Source organism: Arthrobacter sp. E70, assembly GCF_058266945.1.
Map to the genome: position 1 here is coordinate 24943 of NZ_JBYQFR010000004.1, position 20201 is coordinate 45143.

Sequence of the window (20201 nt, forward strand, 5' to 3'; positions counted from 1 at the left end):
AGCGCCCTGTTTCACGGCTGCCCGGCGCTGTCCTGGGCCTTGACGACGAAGTGTTCCACCCGCCGGTCCGGAACCAGCCAGATCAGCGCGACGACGGTGAAGGCGGCGACTCCCAGGAGCGGCTGGACCAGGGTGAGGGCGATTCCGGCGAGGTAGATGGCGGGGGAGGCTTTACCCTTCCAGTCCTTCCCGACAGCCCTGGCGAGGGCCCCGTCCTTGCCCTGCGCTGCGATGAGCCGCCGTTCCAGGATGAAGTAGGCGATTGCGGCGCACAGCAGGTTGGTTCCGTACAGCAGCACGGGGACCTGCTGGAAACCGGATTCGTCCATCCAGCGCGTGGTGAACGGGAACAGCGACAGCCAGAACAGCAGGTGCAGGTTGGCCCAGAGGATGGCGCCGTTCACCCTGCTGGCCAGGTGGATCATGTGGTGGTGGTTGTTCCAGTAGATCCCCACGTACACGAAGCTCAGCAGGTAGGTGAAAATCGCGGGCAGGACCGCAGCAACCCCCGCCCATGTCGGTTCCTCCGGTGTGTGCAGTTCGAGCACCATGATGGTGATGATGATGGCGAGGACGCCGTCACTGAAGGCTTCGAGCCGGTTTTTGTTCACTCGAATATCATGCCCTGCTGGCCGCCGGCGAGCCGCTTGAGATTCGAGAACTGCCGGGTTTGCATGACCCAGTGCGAGGGTTCCAGGATCGCCAGGCTCAGGATGGGCTGAAGCCACCTGGGCCGAAGCGCCCAGTACCCGCTGACCACCAGCCGGGTGTGCCCGTTCGGCAGGCTGCGCACGTCGAATCCCCAGATCGAGTCGGTGTAAAAGCGTGGCTGCGCCCCTGCCGGATCGAAGGGACGCCCGCGCAGATCAAGGGACATGCGGAGGCCCAGGAAACGCCCGGGTTCAAGGGCAGCGACTTCCCACCACTCGCTGCCATCCGGCTTTGCCGCCAGATGCTGGCCGAGGGCGATGTCCTGCCACTCCGGGTGGAGGCTTTCGGCGCTGCGCCGCCCAAAGTTGTCGAGGCGGTCCCAGCTGTACCAGCCCGCGCGGTCGGTGCCCATCTGCACCAGCCACGGCCACACCTGGGAGGGCGGCGCTTCGATGGTCACTGCCATGGTGGCGCTTCGGGTGCTGTCCGGAATCAGATCCGCACCTGGGTATGGTCCCCGCACTTCTTCGTCTGTCGCACCCCAGCGGAGGAGGCGGGGCCGCACCACCGCCAGGTAGGCGGCCGCACAACACGCCCCTGCACCCGCTGTCAGCAGTGCGCCCCTGCGCGTGCGGTATGTCATGGCAGCTTTCCCTTGTACCCAGGATTCAGGCCGCCCGCAGAAGAAGCCGCTCCGGAACCCCCGGCGGCGGCACCGGCAGCCGCCTCGATGGTGACCGTCCCGGCGTCACCATCCACACTCACCTTCTGGCCGCCGGCCAGCCGCTGCGTCGCCACCCCGGTCCCCAGGACGGCGGGGATGCCGTACTCGCGTGCCACGATGGAGCTGTGGCTCAGTGGGCCGCCCACGTCGGTAACCACCGCGGACGCCATCGCGAACAGCGGCGTCCAGGCGGGGGTGGTCATGCGGGCCACCAGCACCTCACCGGGCTGCATCAGTCCGAAGTCCTCGGGCCCCCGTAGGACCCGGGCCGGCGCGGAGACGCGTCCTGAGCTCGCGCCGGTCCCCTTGATCACGTCACCGGCCTGCTGCTGGGGGCCTCCCGGCATCATCGACCCGAACGCCTTCTCCATCCACGCTTTCTGCGGAAGCATCTGCGGGGCCGCGGCCTTCGCCTGGCCGCGCCACAGCATCCTGCGCTCCTCGACGGCGGCGCCACGCACCGGACGGGACGCACCGGCCAGGGAAACGCCGGAATCAGTTTCCGCCAGCCCGAACTCCACCGCGCTTTGCAGCTCAGAGAAGTGGAGCCAGAACACGTCATCCGGTGCAGCAATCACACGGGAGTCCACCAGCCGCCGCCCCAGCTCCAGCAGCATCCGCCGCAGCAGCGGCCAAGCGAGCCCGACGTCGGCCAGCGCGTCCTCGCGGACCGGCGCCGTCTCCTGCGCCCACCTGAGCAGACGGAAGAACAGTGCCCGCCGCCGCGGCCCCAGCCGGCCCGCCACCTCCCGGGTCAGCGACTCCCGGCGCTCGGTCAGCTGCCGCTGCCGCTCGTGCGGGTCGGTGCCCTGCCCGCGCAGGTAGAACTTCACCGTCGCCACCTGCGCGGAGGGATCATCGGCCGGGACGGGGCTGGCGAAGTCGAGGTTGTAGACCGCATGGCCGTACAGGGCCAGGTGTTCCTGGAAGGTGATCCGCCATTCCTGCCACAGGGCGTCGTCCACCCCAGGCGGCGCGGAACCGGTGCGCAGGCACTCGGCGAGCTCCGCCGTCGGCCGCTCCAGCAAGACGGAAACCAGCGACGGGTCGCTGCGCGCCCAGCCAGCCAGGTCGTACAGCGACTTTTCCGCCCGGATGGGCTCGCTGTCGAAACCCAGGAGGAGCTCCTGGGCCGGGGGATCGCCGTCGCGGCGGACAGTCTTGTAGAACGCCCGGAAGGAGAGTTCGCTCATGTCGGCCATCGGAATGATGGACTGCACGGCCGTGTAGTAGACGGTTCCGGCGTCCAGGAGGGCCTGCGCGCCGGCCAGCAGCCGCTCGCCGGGAAGCTCCGCCGGCGGTGTGACGGACCAGTCCTTGATGATCCGTTCGTAGCGCGGATGTGAGTAGTCGCGCCAGCCTTTGACGCCCATGTGTGCCTTGCCGCGGAACAGCGCACCCATCGCGGGAACGGTCCTGCCCGTCATCCGCAGCATGGGCCAGGTGCGGTAGTAGTAATAGGCGTAGCCGTTGATGGTGGGGAACCGGACGTCGCCCTCGCGGAGGGAGTGCTGGCCCAGCGCGTCGTTCATCAGGGCCGAGATCGAGCGGGACACCGAACCGTCGATGAGGTCGGCGAAGAGCGGGGAGAGCGGCTCCGGCATCTGCTCCACGATGCTCGCCCGGAAGTAGAGCCCCTTGGGATAGGGGACGGGCCATTCTGTGGGAGCGTCGGCCGAGGGTTCGGGCAGCGCGGTGATGGGCCGGGACTGCAGCAGGAAGAACTGGCCGTCCGCCCGCGCCCACTCGATGTCCTGCGGCGCGCCGAAATGCTCGGCAATCCGTTGGCCGTAACGGGCCAGTTCCGCCGCCGCGGCATCGTCCAGGACGGGCGCACGACGGCGGGCTTCCGCCACCTTTTCCTCGGCCGTCCCGTCCGCCGAGAGGACAGTCATGAGTTCCTTGTCCGCTGTCTGCCGGGAGAGGACCTTCCCGGTGGCAGTGTCGACGGTGAGGTCATCCGTGGTGACTTGGCCGCTGACCACGGCCTCGCCCAGGCCCCACGCGGCGCTGATCACCGTTTGGTCGCGCCGGCCGTTGGCGGGGTTGGCGGTGAACATCACCCCGGCGGCGTCGGCCTCCACCATCTGCTGGATGACGACGGCGAGGCGCACCTCCTGCGGGGGTACCCCCTGGCGGGCGCGGTAGGCCATGGCGCGCGCCGTCCAGAGCGAGGCCCAGCAGTCGATGACGGCCTTGCTGAGCGCCTCCGGCCCGCGGATGTTGAGGTAGGTTTCCTGCTGCCCGGCGAAACTGGCAGAGGCGAGGTCCTCGGCCGTGGCGGAGGACCGGGCGGAGACGGCGATGCCCTCGCCGAGGTGCTCGTAGGCGGCCTCGAGTTCGGCTTGGATGCCGGACGGCATGGCGCCCTTGCTGAACAGGGTCCGGATCAGCGCGGAGGCGTGCTCGTAGTCCTCCGGTGAGGCCTGCGGTTCCAGCGTGGCGAGTTCCTGGATGGCTTCCGCGAGGTTGTTCCGGGCGACGAACTCGGAGTACGCGTCGGTGGTCAGCACAAACCCCGGTGGCACCGGCAGCCCCGCCTGGATGAGGCCGCCCAGGCCCACGGCCTTGCCGCCGGCTTCGGCGATGTCGCCCGGCTTCACGTTACCCAGGCCGTTCGCGTAGTTCATGACGTTGCCTCCTTGCTGCCCGCCGCCGTCGTGCGTTTCCCTGGCGCTGTCCGTTTCCACAACACGACGGCGAGGACCGCCACCCACAGCAGGAACGCGCCGATGCTGATGCGCTCGCCGATGCCCAGCACCAGGTTCGGCCCCGGCGCCGCCATGAACGCGACCATACCCATGAGCGCTGACACCACGAGCGAGATGATCGAGTAGATCCGCATCCGGCCGTGGAACCCGGCCGCGACGAAGCACATGGCGGCGACCATCAGTGCGAGCTGGATGTTGGTGGCGATGATGTGCATGGGAACGGAGGAAGCCTCACCCAGCGTCAGCGGGAAGAGGGCGCCCATGATGTTCCACAGCCCGTACGCGGTAAGCAGGGCGCCGCCGATGCGCAGAGGAGGGTTGCCGCGCACGGAGTTCCAGACGCCAAGCCCGAACGCCGTGAACAGGACCGTATAGATCCACGTGAAAGGGACCAGGACGTCCCGGCCGGGGGAGCCGACGGCGAACAGTTCGCTCACCATCTGCTCGGTGCGCCGGTAGCCGTTCCAGCGGGACGCAGCCAAGACATCGGTGAAGACCACGTAGAGCAGCGACGACGCTGGCCCGGCGGCGAGGAGGATCTTGCGCAGGGCGTCGCTGCGGGCAGTCTGAAACGCGGCGGCCCAGCGGCGCTGGGGGAACCGTCCTCCGGCGATCGACATGGAGGTCCTCCACTTCACGGTGTGGCGGTGGCCGGCGCAGGGCCTACGGACGGTTGCCCCGGCGCCAGTATCAGCCTCCGCCGGAGCGCTGGATGCCGCTAGGGCCGAACGGCCTTGGGGCCGCGATGGTGTGCATTTATCCGAGAGTCACGCCTCCCTTTCTGCCTCTCTTCCGGTTCCTCCAGGGAGCGGAATCATTGGGTAGCCCCCCATATTGACTGCCCGTGGGCGGGGGAATACGGTCTGCATTAACGGGGCCGTTTGCCCCGTTTCCAGGGATGGGGCGCCGGATCCGGGCCGCTTCTGCCAGGCGATGGTGCCAGGTGAGGAGGATGCTGTGTCTTGGGAAATGTCCGGAACCTACGTGGGCACCTGCGTGTGCCAGCTGGTTTGTCCGTGTCCTGTGGACGGCGTACCCACCGGGCCTGGTGGCCAGTGCAGCGGATTGAATGTCTTCCATATTGCAAAGGGAAACCTCGATGACACCGACCTGTCCGGCGTCGACTTCGCGTTCGTCAACTGGTTCCCCGCCAACCTGACGGCGGGCGGCTGGAAGGTGGGTGCCGTCGTCGACCAGTCCGCATCGGATGCACAAGTGGCCGCCCTGGAAAGCATTCTTCGTGGTCAGGCCGGTGGCCCCTTCGCCGATTTTGCCGGCCTGTACGGCGATTGGCTGGGCCTGGAGCGCGCCGCCGTGACGTTTTCGGATGGCGAGCGGCCTTCGGCATCGGTAGGCCAGCAGAGCAGGTACATGTTCGAGCCGCTGCCCGGCCCGGACGGGGGCGTGACCACAGTGAAGAACGCCATGTACGGCTTCGCGCCCGAGTTCCGGATCGGCAAGGGACCGGGGCACGTGAACTTGTTCGGGCTGGAGTTCGACGGTTCGTACGGCGAAACGTCCGACTTCACGTTCGCCAGCGAGATGGCCGAAGGCGCCCCAAAGGGCCGGGGCTGAACGGCCGGCCGGTGCGTCACCGGAAGCTTGCCGGAAACGGCGAGGCAGTCGCCCACGCCTCCCGCGTTGATCCGCGGGAGGCAGTACTGGTGGCTGTCTTGCTGGTCCTGGCCGCTGCCAGCTGGGTCTTTACGTCCACGCAGCTGGCAGGGATGGACATGGGCGCGTGGACCAATCCGGGGCCGGTGGGCTTCTTCACCGTGACGTGGGTGGTGATGCTCGCAGCCATGATGTTCCCGTCGGTGGCGCCGATGGTGGTGGCCTACCACCGGATCCAGCGACACAGGCGGCAGACCGGACGGTACGCGCCGGCCGGGTCAACCGCCGTATTCGTGGCCGGCTACCTGGCCGCATGGACCGGATTCGGGCTGGTGGCGTACGGGCTCTATATGTGGGCGGCGGCGATGGCACCCGCGGCCTTCGCTCCCGACCAGGGCGGGCGTTACGTCGCGGCAGCCGTCATCCTGATGGCTGCCGTGTACCAGCTCACTCCGGCCAAGAACGTCAGCCTGATGAAATGCCGCTCGCCCATGGACTTCATCCTGCACCGGATGCGGCCCGGCTATTCGGGTGCCCTCCGGATGGGCGTTGAGCACGGCGCCTGGTGCGTGGCCTGCTGCTGGGCGCTGATGACTGCGCTGTTCGCACTCGGCGTGATGAGTGTCGGGTGGATGGCCCTGATCGGGGCCTTCATTGCCGGGGAGAAGATGCTGCCCTGGAGGCGTCTGGCGAACCGTTCTGTTGCGGCGGCGCTGGTCGTGATCGCACTGGGGGTGGCGCTGGTTCCTGCGGCGACAACCGGGATGGGAATGTAGGAAAGGAAAGATCATGCCGAAGTACATGTTTGAAGCAACGTATGTGGGTGACGGAATCAAGGGGCTCATGCAGGAAGGCGGCACCAAGCGGCGCGAGGCCCTGACGCAGGCCCTCGGCTCCGTGGGCGGAACGCTGGAGAGCTTCTACTACGCATTTGGCTACTACGACGTCCTCGGCGTCTTTGAGGTGCCTGACGATGCCAGCGCCGCAGCATTGTCGCTGCTGATCAATTCGACCGGGAACGTCAACGTCCGCCTGAAGCCGCTCCTGACTGTGGAGGACATCGACGAGGCCGCCAAGAAGACCCCGTCCTACCGGGCGCCCGGACAATAGCGTCGCCTCGATGATGCCCTCGGCGCCTTAGGCACCGGCGTCAGCGGCCGCCGTCGTAATGTACGACGGCGGCCGCTGGCTGCGTGCGGCGCGTCGGCGCGGGTGGGTGCTTTGGTCCCCGCATGTTTCCGTTTGCCTGGCGTACGTGTGGTTGTCACCTTGGCGGCTTAGGTTGAACGCGCCGCCGTACACCGCCGCGAAGGAGCACCATGTCCACCAGACGCCCACTGACCGCTGCCCTTACCGCAGCCGCCCTCGCCAGCCTCACGGCCGCACTCGGTCCAGTTCCGGCCCGCGCCGAACCCGGCAAGGACCACGCTGTGGACCTGCGCGTGGCCACCTATAACCTGTCGCTGAACCGGGCAAAAGCCGGTGAGCTCGAGGCGGACCTGTCCACTCCGGACAACGCGCAGGCCCGCGCCGTGGCCGAGGTCATTCAGCGGGCACACCCCGATGTCATCCTGCTCAACGAGTTCGACTACGTGCCGGACAACCGGGCCGTGGACCTCTTCCGCAGCAACTACCTGGCCAAGGGGCAGAATGGCGCTGATCCGGTGGACTACCCCTACGCTTTTGTTGCTCCGTCCAATACCGGCGTCCCTTCCGGCTTTGACCTCAACAACGACGGGAAGGTCGGCGGCGGCGACGACGCCTTTGGCTTCGGTGCTTTCGAAGGCCAATACGGGATGGCCATCCTGTCGAAGTATCCGATCGACACGGAAAGTGTGAGGACGTTCCGGAACTTCCTGTGGAAGGACATGCCGGGGGCGCTGCTGCCGGACAACCCAGCCACGCCGGAGCCTGCAGACTGGTACTCCAAGGAGGAGCTTGAGGCGGTGCGCCTGTCCAGCAAGTCGCACTGGGATGTCCCGGTGACGGTGGGCGGCGAAACCGTGCACGTGCTGGCTTCGCACCCCACGCCGCCAACCTTTGACGGCCCTGAGGACCGGAACGGCCGCCGCAACCACGACGAAATCCGCTTCTGGGCTGACTACGTCACCCCGGGCAGCTCCAACTACATCGTTGACGACAAGGGGCAGGAACGGGGGCTTCGGCCAAGCGAACCGTTCGTCATCGTCGGCGACCAGAATGCTGACCCCTTGGACGGCGACTCCGTGGGCTCCGCCATCACGCAGCTCCTCAATTCCAAGCGGATCGTGGACCCCCTGCCCACCTCCGCGGGCGGACCTGAAGCGGCGGCCCTGCAGGGCGGAGCCAACAACAGCCAGAAGGGTGACCCCCGCTACGACACGGCGGACTTCGCGGACACTGCGCCGGGAAACCTCCGTACGGACTACGTGTTGCCGTCACGGGGCACGCAGGTGCTGGACGCCGGGGTGTTCTGGCCGTCCCAGGCGGACCCGCTGTCACGGCTTACGGGTGTCTACCCGTTCCCGAGCAGCGACCACCGGCTGGTCTGGGCGGAACTGCAGCTCCCGGGTAAGTCCTCGTAACGGTTCCATCGCGGCCCGTGGCTGCCTCCCTGGCGCGGGGACCATCAGCTTGCGTGGGTCAGGGCTGCGAGCGCAAGAATGCTGCGATGTCCGCCGCGACCTGCTCCGGGCATTCCCACAGGACCAGGTGTCCGACGTCAGGGTGAATCCTCAGCACCGCACCTGGGATTCGGGCCGCCAGCGTCTCCTGGCTGCTGCGCGGCAGCAGGGTGTCCTGTGCGCCCCAGAGGATGAGGGTGGGAGCCTGGATGGTTCCGGCTTCCGTGGGCGGCGCGGCCTCGCACAACCCGTTGAGGATGGCCTTCCAGGCATGGGCGGGCATCCGCAGGCCGTCACGGACGCGGTCCTCGATGTACCAGGCAGGGACGTCATGGAGCAGGGGAAACCAGGCCAGCGAGTCCCGCACCCACGCCTCATCGAGGGGGTCGGTTAACGCGTCCACCTCGTCGGCGAAGGCGGGCCGTCCCTGGAGGCTCTGGGGAGACCCCACCAGCACCAGCGCGGCCACCCTTCCGGGATGGACGACCGCGAGTCGCTGGGCCACGTAACCGCCGCTGGAGGACCCGACGACGGCGGCCCGCGGGACGTCCAGCGCGTCCAGGACTGCGGCGGCATCGTCCGCCTGCTCCGCCAGGGAGTAGCCTGTCGCCGGCTTGTCGGCATCGCCCTGGCCGCGCAGGTCCGGTGCGTAGATCCGGAAGCCGGGCAGGAGGGGGATCAGCCGGTCGAAACTATTGCGGGATTCGGCCCAGGCATGGAGCAACAGCAGGGGAGTGGCACCTGCACCGCCGCGTCTGTTCTCTTGAACGAGGCACGGCACCGTGATGCCGGTGCGGAGCCGGAGCTGCCGTACATCGGCGTCCATGGGTTCAGGCTACGCCTCCTGCTGCTCCGCCGCCGCAGCCAGCGGTGCTGACGCGAGCTGACTGAGATCAACGATGAGGGTTGGACGGGCTCCACCCCGCTACGGAGCAGGACTGACGGGAGGCACACACGCTTCCTACCGGTTGTCCGCACCTGGTTCGGTTTCCTCCCACATGACGTCGAGGTTGTGGAAGATCACCGGCCCGTCGCACAGTTCCGCCATCTTGGCAGCGAATTCTGATGTCTCCGGCCGGTTGGAATTCTGCATCGCAGAGTCATAGGAGTCGAAGTCGACGATGGTGAAGTAAGTCCCCGGGCGGTCCCTGTCCTCGGTGGCAACAATGCGGCGCACGGTGGCCGGAGCGCCTTCCCCGGTTCTTGAAGGGCGCCCCAGGTCTTTGATCTCCTCAATGCGGGAGGTCTTGAATTCGATGATCTGCACAAACCCGGGCATGACGGCTCCTCGACGGCGGTGGACGCTGATGCGGATCAGGGTAGACCTGCGGGATGCCGGCGCAAAGGGGGAAATCCCCTCGTTTGGCCCCCGGACCCAGGCAGGGACGCCGTGATGTCCACGGTGTCCCCGCCCGCAGGCCGCTAGAGCTGCGCCGGGTTCAAGCGAAGGGGCGTGATCGGCTGGTCGTTGGCGGTCAGGTCGATGCCCATGTCCTTGGCGAACACCAAGCGGGTCGACTTGTAGATGCCGGTGTGGTTCTCATCCAGCTCGAAGACTCGTGCGCCGCGGAGCCTGTTTCGGTCCGCACCCGGCAGGCCGTAGGCACCGAACCCCGTGCCTGGGCCATAACCGAGTTCCACCCCGTAGTAGTTGCCCACATAGGTGTTGACGTGGTCGTGGCCCACGAAGTAGCCGCGGACGTCGCCGCGTTCCAGGAAGGCGTTGAACAGGCCGGAGTTGAAGGGGCCGGGGCACTCGTCCTCGTTCCGTTCACCAACGATGCCGTGCTTGGCAATGGCCCGCTGGTGGTCAGCGTCGGTGCGGGAGTCCAGGCTGGCGAACCACATGTTGCGGTGCTCGTGGAGCGCGATGTGCCCCCACATGAGTGACGGGACCTTCCGCCCGTACTTTTGTTCCGTGGCGATGGAGAGGTTCCGGTACCAGGTGACCTGGTCCATCCGGACCCAGTCCCAGTGCGGGTATCCGGCGAAGTCCTGCCCGTTGATGGTGTCCGGTGCGTAGCGGCCGGTATCGATGAGCCACAGACCGAACGCCGGGTCCTTGGACTTGGATGACTGCACCAGCAGCAGCGAGTTGGAGGTGCCGGTGACGCCGGCGGCAGAATCGTCGTTGAGGTTGAACTCGTAGCTCTGCAGGAACTGGAGCATCTTGGCCTCAGTCATGCCGGTCCTTGCTACGGAGTCTTCATCATGGTTGCCGAACGTCACGGCCCATGGAATCTTCCGGCTCTCCATCGGCTGCACGACGTGGTTGAGTGCTTGCTTGACCTCCAGTTCGGTATCACAGCCTCCGTTGATGACATCGCCGTTGATCACCACGAAGTCTGGCTTCTCGGCGTCCAGGGTGCCATTCATCAGTTCGATGGTGCGGCGGTCTGTCTGCTCGTCGTCCTGGGTGTCGTTGAACTGGACCACCTTGAACTTTCCGTCCGGGCGGAAGGTGAGGACCGGCTTGGGGGCCTTGGCTCCGGGCGCTGCCTTTGCGCCGGTACCAGCGGCCGCCACTGCTCCCAGTGCACCAAGCGCGCCGGCGGTTGCCAGTGCTGTCCGCCTGCTGAAATTGGGCTGGTTGATCTTGACGGTCATCGTTGCCTCTCTGCGTCATGCGCGGCGAGACTCCCCGCCGCCGTCGCAGTGACTGTAGGTTGCCCCAGCAACCGGGTTACAAACGCAGGGTGAACAGCTCGCCGGCCCGGCAGGTAGGATCGGAGGGTTGCCAAGGGGGTCGGCAGCATTCTTGGGGGATCATTCATGAAGACGAAGCTTTCACGCGCGCTCGCGGCGCCAGCTCTCCGGCGTGCGCTGCTGGCCGGCGTCGCGCTCCTGCTGGCTGTCGCCGTCGTCACCGTTCCGGCCTCCGCCGCCGACACCGCAACGATAGGTGTGGCCGGCCAGCCGGTGGCCGTCGCGACTGGGCCCGACGGCACGCTGTACGTCAGCGACCAAAGCTACAACGGCGGCGTTTTGGCCTACCGACCGGGGGAGACCGCGCCGTCCCGCACCATCAGGACCGGGGCTGGTCCCACCTCGCTCGCCGTGACGCCGGACGGGACGCTGTACGTGGCGCAGAGCGAGGGCGCGCAGTCGGAAATCGGTGTGGTGGGCCCCGGCGCCGGCGAGGTCTCCCTGGTCATGAAGGTCTCCTTCGGCACGCACTGGCTCACGGTGGGGCCGGACGGCTCGCTGTACGTGGCCAACCCGGAGGAGAACTCCCTGTCCGTGGTGAAGCCGGGCGAGGCGTGGGTGAGCCGGACCGTCCAGGCCGGGCCGTATCCAGTGCGGGTGGCGCTGGCCAAGGACGGGACGGCCTATGCCACCAACCAGCTCGCAGCTACCGTCACCGTGATTCCCCCCGGCGCGGCATGGCCGTCGCACACCATTGATGTGGGCGCGCAGGCCAGCCCGCACGGGATCGCGGCGGCCCCGGACGGGACCGTCTACGTTGCCAACATCATGACGAACGAGCTTGCGGTGATCGAGCCCGGCGGCACCATGGTGGCGCGGCGGATCCCCGTGGGCCGGGCGCCGCAGGAGGTGCTGGCCGCCGCCGACGGGACCGTGTACGTGACCAACAGCCTGGACGACTCCGTCTCGGTCATTCCGGCCGGGGCTCCGGCCGCTTCTAAAACCATCGCGGTCGGTGACGATCCCGGCCGTCTGGCTGAGCGGAGCGACGGATCCGTGGTCGTGGTGAACAGGCGCGGCAAGTCGCTGACAGTGCTCGACGGCGGATCTGTGGCGGCTGCTGCGTCGCCCGCCCCGGTCGCGGAAGAGACACAGTCAGCGGGGCCAGCCGACGCCGGCACAACAGACGGTGCCGGGGGTTCCTTCGGTGCCGCAGTCCCGGCGGTCGCTGCCGGAGCGGGTGCCCTGCTGCTGGCGGGCGCTGCCGTCCTTGTCGGAGTGCTGCGGCGCCGGAGGAAGGCCAGCGGCGCGGGTGTGGAGCAGGCCTGGGCGCTGGACTGACCTTCCTCGGGGCTGGTCAGTCTCGGATTATTGCGCGCTGCGTCTGGCCGCAAGGCTTGCGAGGTCGTAGATCACTTGCCGGATTTCGCGCTCGCGGCCGGCGGACCTCGACGGCGGAGCCTGGGGGACTGCGTAGCCTCGGGGAATAACGACAGGGCGCCGGGCAGTTGGGCGTGCCATGGAATTCTGTCCGTCGGCTGCGGGTGCCGTACCCACGCCGGCGGTCTCCGCCGCGGCGGCGTCATCGCAGCCCCTGCCGGCATTCGTGTCCGTGATCATCGAAGTTGTCCCCCTAGTCAAGCTCGTGGGATCACCTTAGGAAGATGTAGCGCACCCCGGGAAGAGCTTTCTTCCATCGGGAAGATCTATTGCCCCAATCTTGAGGGAACCTTGCAGCTCAGCCTTATGGGGCGGTGCTGATGATCCCACGGTCGAGGGCGTGCGTCGCAGCCTGTGTCCGGGAGCTGACACCGAGCTTGTCGAAAATGTTGCTCACATGGCGCTGGACGGTTCGCTCGCTGAGGAACAACTCTGCACCTATTGCCCGGTTGGTCAGGCCCCGCACGATCAACCGGAGCACCTGGACCTCGCGGGGCGAGAGGCCGTGCTGGCCCGGAAGGGCCGGATGCCGGAGCATGCCCTGGACCTCCAGCACATCGCGCCGGGCGCCGAGGCGCATGAAGGCCTCGCGCGCCGATTCGAGTTCCAGGTCCGCTGCCTCGTCGTCCCCCACACCCCGGTATGCGTTGGCCAGGAGCACTGAGCACCGTGCCGTTTCATAGGGGACATCAAGGTCCCGCCACAGACCCGCTGCCTGCCGGAGTTCGGGAAGAGCCTTCTGCCACTCGTCGTTGGCAAGAGCCAGTTCGCCGAGGGCCCGCGCGTGGCTGGCCCGCACGCTGTCGGAGGCGAATCGCTTGGCGAGGCTGCCCAACTCGGCTGCAGCGGCCGCTGCTTCGCCTGCTGCCTCCGCCGCGCAGAGTACGGTCACTGCCGCCGGCAGCAGCTCCACGCGGGCTGCCGGCCCCACTGACTCGCCAAGCGCACGACGGATCCCCGTTGCTGCCGCCGGCACATCTCCGAGGGAGAGCCTCAGCAGGGCGAGCCCTGGCTGCGTGGGGCCTCCGGCGAACGCCGCCGCCCGGTAGGCCGCCTCGGCCTCGGGGAAGTCACCCAGGAGCCGGTGCGATTCACCGAGCTCGTAACGCGCGTGGCCAACCAGGCGGATTCCTGAGCCCTGGGCCAGGCTTTGGCATGCCTCTTCCAGCAGGGAGAGGGCAGCCGCCCACTGGCCTGCGAGCCGGAGGTGGACCGCGCGGTAAACCAGACAGTTGCCGTAGAAGGGGCCGCCGAACGGAGGCACCGTATCGAGCCACGATCCAAGGGCAGCGCTCCACTCCCGGACCCGCGAGACATCCCGGACCTCCATTTGGCACGTGCCGATCGCCGCGCAGAAGAGCAGGCTTGTGACCCTCGGGGTCGTCTCGCCCGCCACTACCCGGACCATGGCATCGTCGAGCCAGTCCAGCCCGTCCCCAAGGCGGCCGGACTGGACCAGGGCGCGGCCGGTGAGGAGCGTCGAGAAGGCGAGCTGGTCGGCGTCGTGCGTTCTCGCGGCGCCCTCACGGGCACGGGCAAGGAGCGTCAAAGCCTCGTCATAGGCACCTGCGGCGATCCGGCCGTACGCCGCGGTGATCAGCAGCCAGCCGGGCTCGTCGCCGGCGTCGTCCGGGCCAAGTTCCCTGGCCCGTGCCATCCAGCCGTTGGCTTGGCCGAACTCGCTGTTCAGGTTGTAGGCCTCCCAGAGCCAGAAAGCGGAGGCGACGGCGGGACGCACCTGGCCGTTCGCGGCCCGCGTCTCGAAGGCCTGCGCCAGCGCGGCAATTGCCTCATCGCGGAACCCCACGATTTGTGCGCACTCGGCGAAACGCTCGACGTCCTCGACCCCAAGGCCGGCGAGCCCGCCGGCGGCGCGGAACTCGGCGCAGGCCTGCCGCCATGCGTACGATGCGTGGAACGACCGGGCGCGCGCGAGGTGATTGTCGTCGTCGGCCACTGCAACCTCCTGATCACTACTATGCATCGCTGGAGTGGGCATAACTACCCAGTGCCGGATGCCGAAGGTGGCGCGTTCCGCCGATGCCCGCGCGGTGCGTCGGCGGGATCCTGAAGGTGATCCGCAGGGTGCGGATCACCTGGTTCAGGAGGCCATCATGTACGAGCCGTTTGTCTACTTGAGCACCTACACCGTGCGCCCCGGGCACCTCGATGAAGCCCTCGAGGCCTGCCGCGAGGTGGCAGGCCTGGTGGAGAGCCGTGAGCCGAGGATGCTGGTGTTCCAGTTCTTCGCCGATGAACAGGGCCGGCAGATCACCGTCCTGCAGGTCCATCCCGACGCCGAATCCATGGCCAACCACATGGCTCTGGCCAGCGAACACCTGGCACGGTCCGGGTCGTGGATCGAATCGTTCAGCAACACGACCGTTCTGGGCCAGCCGCCGGCGGTTCTCTCGCAGTGGTACCGGGACGCTGGCGAGGACCTGACGGAGTTTCCGCGGCACGTTGCGGGGGTTCTCCGCGTCGGGTCGCCGGTTGGATGACTGGGTCCAAGCGGGACCTTATCGGCTTTCCCCGGGCTGTCGACAACCAAAGGGGCGCTACGGAGCTGAATCGGAAACGGATGTTTCAATGGCCGTCCACCCGATGGCAGTGCCGGCTGGCACGGCCCCGTAGTCGCTGGTGACAACCTGCCGTTCGCCGATCAGCTGGCCTGTCTGCGGGTCGATGATGATTTCCTGGCGGCTGAACGTGCCCTCGTCGCGCCCGATCGCCACACCCGTGCGCCCTTCCAGGTTTGCCTGTCCTTCCATGATCGTCACCCCGGGGATCATGGCCGCAGCCTTGTACAGGGCTGCACGTAAGTCGGCCGGAACGATCCCTGTCCGCAAAAGGTCGGCAATGAACACCAATGCTTCCCCATCGACTGACTGCCCCTTCCCAAGCGTGCGCTTGTAGATGCTGTTCAGCAGCCGGTGGGGATCCCGGGGAAAGGAAGACATGTCCGTGCTGGATATCCCGCCCGGCTGCCCGTAGAACTCGCCTTTGTTGGCCCGCAGCAGTTCCGGATGGGGCTGGACGTTTTGGTCACGAACATAGGCCTGGGCTTTGGCGTCGAAGAAGACTGTGGGAATTCTTCCGGAGCGCTGCCACACCCATTCCGCCGTGGGGTCGGCCGGGATATACATGTCCATCTTTTCGGTATCCAGCCATTGATGCGATGAACCGTCCTGAGCCACGGTCTCCGTTGACCAGACGTTGGTGCTCCTGATCCGCAGGTATTGGCCTGGCTTCACCACAGGGTCAGTGCCGGTGATGGCCGTTTCGGCCGCAGTGCTGAGGACTTCAGCAGCCTCAGCGGTAGCGCTGCCCCGCCAGCCGGCAAGCCCGACGACGTCTCCAGCAACCAGAGCAACGAGAACTGCGGCTGCTGCTGCCGATACCAGCCATGTTCTGGCGCGCCCTGCCCGTTTGGCTGGGATTGGTACAACATTGAGCGGGTCGCCGGTGTCATAAGCGGAGGCGTCGTCGGTATCCTCGGGGGGCGCGACCGCGAAGTGGACGCGGGAGCGGTCCCTGCTCCTGGTCAGTTCGTAGTCGGTGATGTGGGCCGCCGGATCACCAGCGGTCATGTGGCTTTCAATCAGCTGGTCGAGCGTATCCTGCTTCATAGTTCTTCGCCCTCTGTCTCCAGTAGGTGGCCCAGGGTTTTGCGCGCCCGGTGCAGGCGCATCCGAATGGCTGTCGCGCTGGTGTTGAGTAGGTTCGAGATTTCTTTGGAATTGAAGCCATCCCAGTAGGTCAGGAGGAGAACTTCCCGTTCATCAGGGCTGAGTTTCTCCAGGGCTTCCTGAAGGGGTGAAGACTCCACTGAGGCATCCAGCGTGTGTTCTGGCCGAAGTTCATTGATGAGTCTCACCGAGCGGGCCGAGGCCCTGTCGTGGTTCCGCAAGACGTTGCGCGCGACGCCGAAAAGGACCATCACACTAAGACTTGTACTGTTGGTCGTTTTCTCCCACGCGATCCGGAAGACTTCGGAGCATAAGTCTTCAGCGGTGGCGGCATCATCAGTCCGGCGGCGAAGATAACGATAAATTCTGTCGTGGGCGGCCGCGTGCGCTATCAAGAAACGCTTTTCCCGCTCCAATTCCGCTTTGTCCCCCCGGACTGTCTGCAAGCTCATACACATTAATGTCCGGCAACCCCGAAAGTGTAACGAGCAGCCCAAAGATCCTCCGCATCGCCGCGCACTGGAACTCAGCCTGCTCACTGCAGGCCCAGTCACCGGCCCCGTAGACCGGCCGGTGAGAGACCTCGGCTCGACGAGACGTGACACCCCCTCATTGACCGAAAGCTCCGCCCGAGCGCCTATGCAGAAGGCTCCGTCCCAAGGGACGGAGCCTTCCGTAAAAAGGGGGCAGCCGGTCAGGATTCCTGGTTCACTGCGACCACGATCTTGCCGCGCGTATGTCCCTCCATGTTGGACCGGAAGGCATCCGCAGCCTTTTCCAGCGGGAAGACTTTGGCAATTTCCACACGCATCTTCCGGTTGTCCACCATCGCGGCGAGTGCCTGCAGGTCGGCTGCCACTGGGTTGACCCACATCCATTCGCCGCCGTGCTCTTCAACTTCGCTGTCGGCGATCGAGGCGTGCCTGCCGCCTTCGGCCAGCACGGCCAGGGTTGCCTTGAGGTTTCCGCCCACGAAATCGGCAACGACGTCCACTCCATCAGGACGTAATGCGCGCACGCGCTCTGCGAGCCCATCCCCGTAGGCGACCGGTTCGGCACCTAGGGATCGGAGGAAGTCATGGTTCTTTTCGGAAGCGGTGGCGATGACGTTGGCGCCCATGGCGACGGCGATCTGGATGCCGAGGGAGCCCACGCCTCCTGAGCCGCCGTGAATCAGGACGCTTTCGCCGGCCTTCAGGTCCAGACGGTTGAGGACCTGGTAGGCGGTGAGCCCAGCCAGCGGCAGGCCCGCCGATTCGTTCCAGTCGAGCGAGGCGGGCTTCCGGGCGAGGAGACGCTCCGGCAGCGCGATGTACTCGGCAAAGCTGCCACCGTGGACATAGTCCTTGCGGCCATAGGCGATGACTTCGTCGCCGGGTTGGAACTGCCGGGCATCGATGCCCACCGAATCCACAACCCCCGCTACGTCCCAGCCGGGGATGACGGGGAACTGCAGGTCCATGACGGCATCCAGGTAGCCCGCCATGATTTTCCAGTCCACGGGATTCACCGCGGCTGCCTTGACTTTGACCAGGACCATGCCGGGCCCCACCTTTGGCATCGGCTGGTCGCCGAATTCGAGGACGTCAGGGGCTCCGTATTCGCTGTAGGTGATTGCCTTCATGCCTGGGACAACTGCGGGGACATCTGCAGCTATTCCGGATCGGGCCGGGAAGTGGTGCATGGCACGGGCAGTCCCACGATTTTTTGTTGCGGAGTCACCGCTCAATCAGCCCGTTCCTTACCGCGAACAAGGTGGCACCCACCCGGTTGGTTGCACCGATCTTGGTGTAGATGTGCTCCACGTGGTTTCGGACGGTCTTGCGGGCGAGAAACAGGGTGCCGGCTATCTCGGCCGGGGCCATGCCACGGCAGAGCATGCCGAGGATTTCCACTTCCCTCGGGGTGAGCCCGGCCGGAGCGGCAGGCCGCTGATGGGGCTGCTGGCCGGCGGCCGTGAGCACGGCGTCCGCAGCCTCCCGGCTAATCCGGCCGGCTGAAACTTCCTGCCGCAGCCTGGCCGCCGCGTCGGCCGGCGTGAGCGCTGCCCGGTGCGGACGGGGTTCCAGGGAGGCGTGGTAGGAGTCCGCAGCCGCGAGGATCCGCTGCTTGATTCCCAGGTCCGTTCCGCCGATCCCGCGCGGGTAGCCGGACCCGTCCAGCCGCTCATGGTGCAGGCCGGTCAGGGCCGCCTCGCTCTTCAGCCCTGGCACGCGGCTGAGGATCCGTTCTCCCAGAAACGGATGCATGTGGATGCGTTCCAGGTCCGCCCGGGTGAGGGGCTCCTTCTTGTCCCACACCTGGTTGGATACCCCCAGGCGCCCGAGGTCGTGAACCCATCCTGCTCGGCGGAGCTCACTCACATCGTCGGGCGGCAGCCCGTGCTCCTCCCCGGCGGCGGCGGCGAGGGCAGCCACGGCGCGGGAGTGTCCGGCCGTGTAAGGGGATTTGAGGTCAGCAAATTCACCCACGGCCCGCAGCACCGCGTCCAGTTGGGCCCCGGACAGGGGAGCGTCGCTGGGGGCCAGGTCAAGGGCGGCCTGCCAGCAGTCGACGTCGAGGAGTCCTTCGGTGAGTGCCTCAGCCTGGTCGATGAACAGCCCGGCCAGGGCCGGATCGAACTGGGTGCCGCGGCGCGCCCGCACCATCGCCACGGCACCCGCAACGCCCTCCTGGCGCAGGAACACCTCCGCCGTATCCGCCAGATGCATGATCCGCATTTCCAGCGGAATGTCCGGCCCCGCTACTCCCTCAGGCAGGCCCTTGCCGTCCCACCGCTCAAAGGTGTGTGCAAGCAGGCCTGCCACGCCGCCGTCGAGCCCCACGTTGCTGGCGAGCACCCCGGCAGAGATGCAGTGCGAGGCAATCATGTTCCGCACCGCAGCGCTGCCCGTTGCCGCGAAACGCGTCCAGTAGGCAACGCGGGCGAGCGGCGGCAGGCCCGCGCCGGCATGGCTGAACATGCCGGCGTACATGGGCAGTCCGTGCTGGTCGCGGTTGTAGTAATCGGCGCGGAAGGCGATGTCGTCCGTGAACAGCGCCGCCAGTTCGAAGGAATCCGCGTGGCAGCCGATCCACGCCACCTGGTTGGCGTAGTAGAGCCTGCCCTGGCCGGCGGCGTCAACCCCCGCCGCCTTAGCGATCCGCAACGCAAGCAGGCAGGACCGCAGCATGTGCTCCATCGGCTGACCGAGGCCCAGGTCAATGGCGAGGGACAGCGCGGCCAGGACTTCACTGCGGCGCGGCCCCGCCGGTGACTGCTTCACACCTGCCATTCTAGGAAGCCATCACCGCGGGCAGTAGGAATCAGCCCGCCGTCATGCGGCCTGCTTCTTCCGTCCGCGGACGCCGGCGGGTTCCACGCCGGGACGGGCGGTGGACGGGAACCGCACGCCCACCCGGGCTCCGAACAGTCCTCGTTGCGGAAGCCAGAAGTCCGCCAGATGGTCCTGCACCTCCAGTGGCCCGGGCACGCCCGCGTCCTCGCCCCGGATGGTGGCCTGGGAATCCGTGACCAGCCACAACTGCCGGGGCTGGGCCTGGAACGTCTGGCCGTTGGGCACCACACCGGAGACCTTCATCCTGCCGGCGTTCAGCAGCGGCCCTGCGAAGGCTCCCATGACGCTGAGCACCAGCTCGTTGCGCCACAGCGTTTCGGGCATCCGCATGGCCATGGCGGTCAACATTGAGGTGGCCGCGGAAGTGCCCAGCTGCAGGTGCCAGTCAAGAACGCCCGGGACCGTGATCAGGGCGGTGAACGGACCGCTCCACCGGATGTCGACGTCGGTCTCCACCGTGTGGTGGAAGGCTGCCCCGAAGTAGCGGGCGCAGCTGAACTCAGGTGCGGTGTTTGCGTAGAGGGTCCATTCCCCGCCGGGCGTGCGGTGCCAGACGGAGCGGTAGCCGGGGCCAACCGAGCTCACCGGAAAATCCCGGAACGCCAGGTAGTGGCCGCTGGCAAAAGGTAGCCCGAAGATGGCGTAGCCGGCGAAATGCTCCGCTGCGTCCTCGGGAAGTTCGGCAAGGGTCGGTGTTGCCTGTGCTGATGACTGCGGCTGGTAGGTGTTCATGGCCGCCTCCTTTTCTCCATGCCCTGAGCCTAGGACCGGGCCGCAGCAAGGGC

At 67.0% G+C, this 20201-nt stretch carries 19 protein-coding genes; 6 read left to right on the forward strand and 13 right to left on the reverse strand.

Features of this window, described 5'->3' with window-relative positions:
- Positions 1–11: 11 nt before the first annotated feature.
- The 4 genes from AC3IMC_RS05770 to AC3IMC_RS05785 are packed head-to-tail and all read right to left on the reverse strand — an operon-like array spanning position 12 to position 4706.
- Positions 12–611, reverse strand: coding sequence for a TMEM175 family protein (locus tag AC3IMC_RS05770; protein WP_490917445.1), 600 nt, complete (start codon positions 609–611; stop codon positions 12–14).
- Positions 608–1294 (reverse strand): hypothetical protein, encoded by a 687-nt coding sequence (locus AC3IMC_RS05775; protein WP_490917446.1) that lies wholly within the window; start codon positions 1292–1294, stop codon positions 608–610. Before AC3IMC_RS05775 ends, AC3IMC_RS05770 begins: the two co-directional genes overlap by 4 nt.
- Positions 1291–4005, reverse strand: coding sequence for a PEP/pyruvate-binding domain-containing protein (locus AC3IMC_RS05780; RefSeq protein WP_490917447.1), 2715 nt, complete (start codon positions 4003–4005; stop codon positions 1291–1293). The genes AC3IMC_RS05775 and AC3IMC_RS05780 overlap by 4 nt, the downstream gene beginning before the upstream one ends.
- Complete coding sequence (locus AC3IMC_RS05785; protein WP_490917448.1) at positions 4002–4706, reverse strand: DUF998 domain-containing protein; 705 nt, start codon at positions 4704–4706, stop codon at positions 4002–4004. The genes AC3IMC_RS05780 and AC3IMC_RS05785 overlap by 4 nt, the downstream gene beginning before the upstream one ends.
- A 349-nt stretch (positions 4707–5055) precedes the next feature.
- Here AC3IMC_RS05785 and AC3IMC_RS05790 point away from each other — a divergent pair, with 349 nt between their 5' ends.
- From AC3IMC_RS05790 to AC3IMC_RS05805, 4 genes are all read left to right on the forward strand, one after another.
- A complete protein-coding gene (locus AC3IMC_RS05790) occupies positions 5056–5661 on the forward strand; it encodes a DUF1326 domain-containing protein (protein ID WP_490917709.1) in 606 nt (201 codons plus the stop codon).
- Positions 5662–5750: 89 nt separating this feature from the next.
- Positions 5751–6476 (forward strand): DUF2182 domain-containing protein, encoded by a 726-nt coding sequence (locus AC3IMC_RS05795; protein ID WP_490917449.1) that lies wholly within the window; start codon positions 5751–5753, stop codon positions 6474–6476.
- 13 nt (positions 6477–6489) lie between these two features.
- Positions 6490–6810: a GYD domain-containing protein gene (locus tag AC3IMC_RS05800; RefSeq protein WP_490917450.1), complete on the forward strand. Its 321-nt coding sequence runs from the start codon at positions 6490–6492 to the stop codon at positions 6808–6810.
- Positions 6811–7019: 209 nt separating this feature from the next.
- Positions 7020–8264, forward strand: a complete 1245-nt coding sequence (locus tag AC3IMC_RS05805; protein WP_490917451.1) for an endonuclease/exonuclease/phosphatase family protein — start codon at positions 7020–7022, stop codon at positions 8262–8264.
- Between the two features lie 58 nt (positions 8265–8322).
- On the opposite strand, the gene AC3IMC_RS05810 is transcribed toward AC3IMC_RS05805, so the two are convergent.
- The 3 genes from AC3IMC_RS05810 to AC3IMC_RS05820 form a co-directional block, all read right to left on the reverse strand.
- Entirely contained in the window at positions 8323–9129 is an 807-nt protein-coding gene (locus tag AC3IMC_RS05810; RefSeq protein WP_490917452.1) for an alpha/beta fold hydrolase, read from the reverse strand.
- Positions 9130–9264: 135 nt separating this feature from the next.
- Complete coding sequence (locus AC3IMC_RS05815; RefSeq protein WP_490917453.1) at positions 9265–9582, reverse strand: hypothetical protein; 318 nt, start codon at positions 9580–9582, stop codon at positions 9265–9267.
- A 143-nt stretch (positions 9583–9725) separates the two neighbouring features.
- The gene (locus AC3IMC_RS05820; protein ID WP_490917454.1) at positions 9726–10910 is read right to left on the reverse strand and encodes a metallophosphoesterase family protein; all 1185 of its coding nucleotides are present in this window, start codon (positions 10908–10910) and stop codon (positions 9726–9728) included.
- 165 nt (positions 10911–11075) lie between these two features.
- Here AC3IMC_RS05820 and AC3IMC_RS05825 point away from each other — a divergent pair, with 165 nt between their 5' ends.
- Positions 11076–12290, forward strand: a complete 1215-nt coding sequence (locus AC3IMC_RS05825; RefSeq protein WP_490917455.1) for a virginiamycin B lyase family protein — start codon at positions 11076–11078, stop codon at positions 12288–12290.
- Between the two features lie 403 nt (positions 12291–12693).
- Here the strand turns inward: AC3IMC_RS05825 and AC3IMC_RS05830 are convergent, their stop codons facing one another.
- Positions 12694–14346, reverse strand: coding sequence for a LuxR C-terminal-related transcriptional regulator (locus tag AC3IMC_RS05830; RefSeq protein ID WP_490917456.1), 1653 nt, complete (start codon positions 14344–14346; stop codon positions 12694–12696).
- A 157-nt stretch (positions 14347–14503) separates the two neighbouring features.
- Between AC3IMC_RS05830 and AC3IMC_RS05835 the strand changes: the two genes are divergently transcribed.
- Entirely contained in the window at positions 14504–14890 is a 387-nt protein-coding gene (locus AC3IMC_RS05835; protein ID WP_490917457.1) for a hypothetical protein, read from the forward strand.
- Between the two features lie 57 nt (positions 14891–14947).
- Here AC3IMC_RS05835 and AC3IMC_RS05840 read toward each other — a convergent pair whose 3' ends face one another.
- From AC3IMC_RS05840 to AC3IMC_RS05860, 5 genes are all read right to left on the reverse strand, one after another.
- Positions 14948–16018 (reverse strand): CU044_5270 family protein, encoded by a 1071-nt coding sequence (locus AC3IMC_RS05840; protein ID WP_490917458.1) that lies wholly within the window; start codon positions 16016–16018, stop codon positions 14948–14950.
- Complete coding sequence (locus AC3IMC_RS05845; protein ID WP_490917459.1) at positions 16015–16530, reverse strand: RNA polymerase sigma factor; 516 nt, start codon at positions 16528–16530, stop codon at positions 16015–16017. The genes AC3IMC_RS05840 and AC3IMC_RS05845 overlap by 4 nt, the downstream gene beginning before the upstream one ends.
- Before the next feature lie 242 nt (positions 16531–16772).
- Positions 16773–17702, reverse strand: coding sequence for an NADP-dependent oxidoreductase (locus AC3IMC_RS05850; protein WP_490917460.1), 930 nt, complete (start codon positions 17700–17702; stop codon positions 16773–16775).
- A 94-nt stretch (positions 17703–17796) separates the two neighbouring features.
- Positions 17797–19344, reverse strand: a complete 1548-nt coding sequence (locus tag AC3IMC_RS05855) for an HD domain-containing phosphohydrolase (protein WP_490917461.1) — start codon at positions 19342–19344, stop codon at positions 17797–17799.
- Positions 19345–19395: 51 nt separating this feature from the next.
- Positions 19396–20148: a hypothetical protein gene (locus tag AC3IMC_RS05860; RefSeq protein ID WP_490917462.1), complete on the reverse strand. Its 753-nt coding sequence runs from the start codon at positions 20146–20148 to the stop codon at positions 19396–19398.
- Between the last annotated feature and the right edge of the window lie 53 nt (positions 20149–20201).